Annotated in this window: 8 protein-coding genes; 5 read left to right on the top strand and 3 right to left on the bottom strand. The window is 62.5% G+C overall.

Going from position 1 to position 6138, the window contains the following annotated elements; genetic code table 11:
* On the bottom strand, nucleotides 1–2285 hold a 2285-nt coding region (gene clpA, locus RMN73_RS00505), incomplete at its 3' end, for an ATP-dependent Clp protease ATP-binding subunit ClpA (protein WP_309601361.1).
* Between the two features lie 110 nt (nucleotides 2286–2395).
* Nucleotides 2396–2596, bottom strand: coding sequence for a DUF1192 domain-containing protein (locus RMN73_RS00510; RefSeq protein ID WP_309601362.1), 201 nt, complete (start codon nucleotides 2594–2596; stop codon nucleotides 2396–2398).
* A gap of 65 nt (nucleotides 2597–2661) precedes the next feature.
* On the opposite strand from RMN73_RS00510, the gene RMN73_RS00515 reads away from it, so the two are divergent.
* The gene (locus RMN73_RS00515) at nucleotides 2662–3636 is read left to right on the top strand and encodes an NAD(P)H-quinone oxidoreductase (RefSeq protein ID WP_309601367.1); all 975 of its coding nucleotides are present in this window, start codon (nucleotides 2662–2664) and stop codon (nucleotides 3634–3636) included.
* A 4-nt stretch (nucleotides 3637–3640) separates the two neighbouring features.
* Here RMN73_RS00515 and RMN73_RS00520 read toward each other — a convergent pair whose 3' ends face one another.
* Nucleotides 3641–3937 carry a DUF1496 domain-containing protein gene (locus tag RMN73_RS00520; RefSeq protein ID WP_309601363.1) on the bottom strand — a complete coding sequence of 99 codons (297 nt, stop codon included), beginning with the start codon at nucleotides 3935–3937 and terminating at the stop codon, nucleotides 3641–3643.
* A gap of 213 nt (nucleotides 3938–4150) precedes the next feature.
* Here RMN73_RS00520 and RMN73_RS00525 point away from each other — a divergent pair, with 213 nt between their 5' ends.
* From RMN73_RS00525 to RMN73_RS00540, 4 genes are all read left to right on the top strand, one after another.
* Entirely contained in the window at nucleotides 4151–4849 is a 699-nt protein-coding gene (locus tag RMN73_RS00525; RefSeq protein WP_309601364.1) for a DUF1013 domain-containing protein, read from the top strand.
* Nucleotides 4850–4887: 38 nt separating this feature from the next.
* A complete protein-coding gene (locus RMN73_RS00530) occupies nucleotides 4888–5130 on the top strand; it encodes an exodeoxyribonuclease VII small subunit (protein ID WP_309601365.1) in 243 nt (80 codons plus the stop codon).
* Nucleotides 5120–6034 carry a farnesyl diphosphate synthase gene (locus tag RMN73_RS00535; RefSeq protein ID WP_309601366.1) on the top strand — a complete coding sequence of 305 codons (915 nt, stop codon included), beginning with the start codon at nucleotides 5120–5122 and terminating at the stop codon, nucleotides 6032–6034. Before RMN73_RS00530 ends, RMN73_RS00535 begins: the two co-directional genes overlap by 11 nt.
* A partial coding sequence (locus RMN73_RS00540) for an adenylyltransferase/cytidyltransferase family protein (protein ID WP_309601368.1) occupies nucleotides 6031–6138 on the top strand: 108 nt, incomplete at its 3' end. The genes RMN73_RS00535 and RMN73_RS00540, both read left to right, overlap by 4 nt.

Here is a 6138-nt window from a genome sequence, read left to right on the forward strand (position 1 = left end):
CGCACCTTGGACGCCTTGGGCGGCGCAGAGACAATTTCGAACGACGGCTGGTTGTCCTTGATGCGGACCTTGACCTCGCCGCCGTCGACCAGTTTGCCGAATAGCAATTCCTCGGCCAGCGGTTGCTTGATCTTCTCCTGCATCAGGCGGCCCATCGGGCGTGCGCCGTTCATCTTGTCATAGCCCTTGGTGGTCAGCCATTCGCGCGCTTCATCGTCGAGCTGGATGTGGACGTTGCGATCGGCGAGCTGCATTTCCATCTGCAGGATGAACTTGTCGACCACCCGCGCAACTCCCGCGGGCGGCAGATAGCCGAACGGCACCACCGCATCGAGGCGGTTGCGGAATTCGGGGGTGAACATCTTCTTGATCGCATCTTCCTGGACATCGTCGCGGCTCAGCGCGCCGAACCCGATGCCTTCACGCGCCATGTCGGCGGCGCCGGCATTGGTGGTCATGATCAGGATGGTATTGCGGAAATCAACCGTCTTGCCGTGGTGATCGGTCAGCTTGCCATTATCCATCACCTGCAACAGGATGTTGAACAGATCGGGATGGGCTTTCTCGATCTCGTCGAGCAGCAACACGCTGTGGGGCTGCTGATCGACCGCATCGGTCAGCAATCCGCCCTGGTCGTAGCCGACATAGCCCGGCGGAGCACCGTTCAATCGGCTGACCGAATGGCGCTCCATATATTCGGACATGTCGAACCGCTGCAGCGGAATGCCCATTACCGACGCCAGCTGACGGGCGACCTCGGTCTTGCCGACGCCCGTGGGGCCGGAGAAGAGATAATTGCCGATCGGCTTGTCGGGATCGCGCAGTCCAGCGCGGCTCAGCTTGATCGCCGAGGCCAACCGCTCAATCGCCAGATCCTGCCCGAACACTACGCGCTTAAGGTCGGTCTCGAGCGTCTCGAGTGCGCGCTTGTCGTCGCTCGACACCGATTTCGGCGGGATCCGCGCCATCGTCGCCACCACCGCCTCAATTTCCTTCGTGGTGATGGTTTTCTTGCGGCGGCTCGGGGGTACGAGCATTTGCATCGCACCAACCTCGTCGATCACGTCGATCGCCTTGTCGGGCAATTTGCGGTCGTGGATGTAGCGCGCCGACAGCTCGACTGCCGACTTGATCGCGTCCGACGTGTAGCGAACCTTGTGATGCTGCTCGAACGAGGAGCGCAGGCCGGCGATGATCTTGATCGTATCTTCGACCGTCGGTTCGTTGACGTCGATCTTCTGGAACCGGCGCAGCAAGGCGCGGTCCTTTTCGAAATGATTGCGGAATTCCTTGTAGGTGGTCGAGCCGATGCAGCGGATCGCGCCCGAACTTAGCGCGGGCTTGAGCAGATTGGACGCGTCCATCGCCCCGCCGCTGGTTGCGCCAGCGCCGATGACGGTGTGGATTTCGTCGATAAACAGGATCGCATCGGGCAGCTTTTCAAGCTCGTTGACGACCGACTTGAGCCGCTCCTCAAAATCGCCGCGATAGCGCGTGCCGGCCAGCAACGCGCCCATGTCGAGCGAGTAGATCACCGCCGGCTTCAACACCTCGGGGACATCGCCTTCGATGATCTTGCGCGCTAGCCCTTCCGCAATCGCGGTCTTCCCGACTCCAGGGTCGCCGACATACAGCGGGTTATTTTTCGAGCGGCGGCAAAGGATCTGCACCGTCCGGTCGACCTCGGCCATCCGCCCGATCAATGGATCGACCTTGCCCGCCTTGGCCTTGTCGTTGAGATTGACGGTAAACTGCTGGAGCGCGCTTTCCTTCTTGTCGGCTGGCTTGGCCTCGGTCTTGTCTTCGGTTCCGGTCCCGCTGACATCGCGCGCCTCGGGCTCGGCGTCGCCCATGCCGACGCCGTGGCTGATGTAGGTCACTGCATCCAATCGGCTCATATCCTGCTGCTGCAGGAAATATACGGCATAGCTTTCGCGCTCGCTGAACAAGGCGACCAGGACGTTGGCCCCCGTTACATCGTCGCGGCCCGATGACTGGACGTGGAGGATCGCGCGCTGCACCACCCGCTGGAACCCGCTGGTCGGGGTCGGGTCGGTCGCACTGTCGGCGACCAATGCACCAAGCTCATTGTCGAGATAATGTTTGACCGTCGCCTTCAGCTCGTCGCGATTGACCCCGCATGCAGTCATCACCTTCGACGCATGTTCATCGTCGATCAGCGCCATCAGCAAATGTTCGAGCGTCGCATATTCATGCCGCCGCTTCGACGCCTCGCCGAGCGCATTGTGAAGGGACTGTTCGAGTTCGCGGGCAAAACTGGGCATCGGTTAGCTCCTTGACCCCTTATGTCGGCAATAAGGTGGCGGCGATCAAGGCCTGATAACTAATCGAGGGGCGCGCGGCGCAAGAATGCACCGAACCGCCGGAAACGGGGTTACGATCGCTTGAACAGCTCATCGGCGGCGCTGCGGTGGGCCTGAGTTGCGGCCATGTGATCCTCGACCCGCGCGATCTCGCCTTTGAGCAAGGCGATCCGCTCGTCGAGCTCGGTCACCGACAGCGGCCCCAGCTCCTGCTTGCAGACCAGGGTCACCGGATCGGTCGGCCGGGTGGAAAAGAAGTCGTCCTCGTCCATGCGATGCAGCGTTGACCGATCGCGAGGCGCTGTCAATAAGGCGCGTCGTGAACATCCCCAAGCATATGCAGGCAGTCGAAATTTCCGCCCCCGGCGGGCCCGAGGTGCTGCGGCTGGTCGAACGGCCGGTGCCGCAGCCGGGGGCCGACGAAGTGCTGGTCCGCGTTGCCGCCGCCGGGGTCAATCGCCCCGATGTGCTGCAGCGGATGGGGGCGTATCCGCCGCCGCCCGGCGCGTCGGATCTGCCGGGACTGGAGATTGCCGGGACGGTCGTCGCAGCGGGGCCGGGAGCGGACATGCTGATCGGCCGCCGCGTGTGCGCGCTGGTGGCGGGCGGCGGCTATGCCCAATATTGCGTCGCGCCGATGGGCACCTGTTTGCCGGTCCCTGAAGTGCTCCGAATGACCGAGGCTGCGGCAATGCCCGAGACCCTGTTCACCGTGTGGGTAAACCTGTTCGAGCGCGGCTTTGCGGCCGATGGCGACACCGTGCTGGTTCATGGCGGCACTAGCGGGATTGGGACGATGGCGATCCTGCTCGGCAAATTGTTCGGGCTTCAAGTGATTGTCACCTGTGGCAGCGATGACAAATGCACTGCGGCCAAGGCGATCGGCGCGGCCCATGCGATCAATTATCGCGACAAAGACTTCGTCGAGGCGGTCAAACAGATCACCTGCGGCAAGGGGGTCGACGTCGTGCTCGACATGGTCGGCGGCGATTATCTGCCGCGCAACCTCGCTTGCATGGCCGACGACGGTCGCCACGTCTCGATTGCCTTCCAGCGCGGCGCGACGGCCGAAGTCCCGATCATGGAGATCATGCGCCGCCGCCTGACGCTGACCGGATCGACGCTGCGTCCGCGCGACGTCCAGTTCAAGACGATGGTCGCCGACGAACTCGCCAAGACCGTCTGGCCCTATGTGGAGGGCAATCGCCTCAAGCCAGTGATCGAGAAGGTGTTTCCCTTGGCCGAAGCCGCCGCCGCCCACGCGCGGATGGAAAGCGGCGAGCACGTCGGCAAGATCGTCTTGGAGACTTAACGGCTCAGCAATTGCCGATGTCGACCCATTTGTCGGTCCAACATTTGAAACGCCGTTTACTATCGCAAACCATTGCGCCGTCAGAATATTTCTTGTCGTTCCAATAGCAGAACTTTTCGGCCGCAGTCGTGTAGGTTGATCGGGTTGGGATCGTCGCTATTTTCCCGGAATTCTTCATCGACACTTTCTGCGCTTCGACTTGCTCCGCCTTTTGGTCACCGCACGAAATCGTCCCGAGCAATGCAAGCGAGAGAAGGGAGATTCTGGCGTTGGCGGTGGAAAACTTAAGCGCGTTGGTCATCGAGGGTCCTTCCTTCTCGACAAAGCGTTCGGCAACATTCGTCTATCACATGCCGAAACCTTAGTCGCGCTTTGACCGTTGGTCTTTTCCGACGGTCGAGCCTCTAGGCTCGGACCAGACTCCGCTTGCCCTTCGGCCCCTACAAGACTAGATCGAATGGCACTGTGGCCGCTCCGGGAAGGGGCGGCCCAACTTGTTTTCAGGAGACTTCGTGTGGCCCAGCCGCTCATGCCCCATGCCACCGCCGCCTGGCTGGTGGACAACACTTCGCTCGCATTCACCCAGATTGCTGAATTCTGCGGGCTTCATATCCTCGAGATCCAGGCCATCGCCGATGATACTGCGGCGACCAAGCTGACCGGCCGCGATCCGATCCGCGCCAATGAACTGACCCATGAGGAAATCGAGAAGGGCCAGGCCGATCCCGATTATGTGCTCACGATGCACAAGGAGCCGGACCCGATCACCCGCACCAAGGGCCCGCGCTACACTCCGGTGTCGAAACGCCAGGACAAGCCCGACGGGATCGCGTGGATCATCCGCAACCATCCCGAAGTGTCGGACGGCCAGATCGGCAAGCTGATCGGCACCACCCGCACCACGATCGGCGCGATCCGCGACCGCAGTCACTGGAACATGGCCAATATTCAGCCCAAGGATCCGGTCACCCTTGGCCTGACGTCGCAGCGCGAATTGGACGCGGCGGTGATCAAGGCGCAGAAGGCGGCCGGTACCCCGGCACCGACCGACACGCGCTTCGACAGCGATCGTGCGGCGCTGATCCAGGAGCTTCGCGACGAACGCGACCAGCACGCCCGCGATGCCGAGGCTGCTTTGGTCGCTGCCGAAGCTGGCGAGGTCGACACTTCGGACGAGATTGTCCCGGGAATCAAGGATCCGTTCAAGCGCTGACTTGCCATTCGAACGCGTGTCGGGGACAAGCCTGAGCCATGGAAGCGACGAGCATTGACCAGTTGAGTTTCGAGGCCGCGCTGGCCGAACTCGAGACGATCGTCCGCACTCTGGAAGTGGGGAGCGAGCCGCTCGACAATTCGATCGAACTCTATCAGCGCGGCGACCGGCTGAAGCGCCATTGCGAGGCCCGCCTCAAGGCCGCGCAGGAGCGGATCGAGCAAATCTCGATCGGTACCGATGGCCAGCCCGCCGGAACGGTGCCGTTCGATGTCGACTAAGATGATCGAGCGCCCTGCTATTGATCTCGACGCCGAGGCACGGCGGATCGCGGGCGCAGTCGATTCGATCTTCGCCCAGTTGCTCGAGCCCCCGGGCGACCCGCGCGACCGGCTGTTCGCGGCAATGCGCCATGCGGCAATTGGTGGCGGCAAGAAATTGCGGCCTTTGCTCGCCGTTGCCGCCTCGCGCTTGTTCGGGATCGACGAGGATCGCGCGATCCGCGTCGGCACGGCGATCGAGGCGATCCACGTCTACAGCCTGATCCACGACGATCTGCCGGCGATGGACAATGATGATCTTCGCCGGGGCAAGCCGACCGTCCACAAGGCGTATGACGAAGCCACCGCAATCCTCGCCGGCGATTGCTTCCACGACCTGGCGTTTGAAATATTGTCCGACCCGGTCACCTGTCCCGAACCCTCAGCCCGCGCCGAACTGGTGCTCGAGCTGGCCAGCGCGTCTGGACTGTCGGGGATGGGCGGCGGGCAGATGCTCGATCTGGCGGCGGAAGGCGAAACGCTCGACCTGGCCGCGATCACCCGGCTCCAGCAGCTCAAGACCGGTGCCTTGATCGAATATGCGGTCGAATCGGCCTGTATCCTCGCCCGTCTGCCAGCCGATTCGCGGACGCCCTATCGCGGTTATGCGCGCAACATCGGCCTCGCCTTCCAGATCGCCGACGATCTGATCGACCATTCGGGCGACGCGCAAACCGCGGGCAAGAAGGTCGGCAAGGATGCAAGCGCGGGCAAGGCGACTTTTGTGTCGTTGCTTGGCGAGGAGCGCGCACGGCTTCAGGCGAGCATGCTTGTGGACCAAGCGATCGAGCATCTAGCAAGCCATGGCGAAGAAGCTGACTTGCTCCGCGCCATTGCCCATTTCGTGACGGAGCGTGATCGATGAGCCTGCATCGCATCGGGGTCTATCCCGGCACCTTCGACCCGCTGACGCTCGGCCATCTCGACATCATCCGCCGTGGTGTGCACCTCGTCGATTGCCTCGTCATC

It is taken from the genome of Sphingomonas sp. (assembly GCF_031372575.1).
Classification (GTDB): domain Bacteria; phylum Pseudomonadota; class Alphaproteobacteria; order Sphingomonadales; family Sphingomonadaceae; genus Sphingomicrobium.

Excerpts from the sequence above, each read along its gene's own strand:
- RMN73_RS00520 (WP_309601363.1), bottom strand. The coding sequence starts at position 3,937 with ATGACCAACGCGCTTAAGTTTTCCACCGCCAACGCCAGAATCTCCCTT.
- RMN73_RS00510 (WP_309601362.1), bottom strand. The coding sequence starts at position 2,596 with ATGGACGAGGACGACTTCTTTTCCACCCGGCCGACCGATCCGGTGACC.
- RMN73_RS00530 (WP_309601365.1), top strand. The coding sequence starts at position 4,888 with ATGGAAGCGACGAGCATTGACCAGTTGAGTTTCGAGGCCGCGCTGGCC.
- RMN73_RS00515 (WP_309601367.1), top strand. The coding sequence starts at position 2,662 with ATGCAGGCAGTCGAAATTTCCGCCCCCGGCGGGCCCGAGGTGCTGCGG.
- RMN73_RS00535 (WP_309601366.1), top strand. The coding sequence starts at position 5,120 with ATGTCGACTAAGATGATCGAGCGCCCTGCTATTGATCTCGACGCCGAG.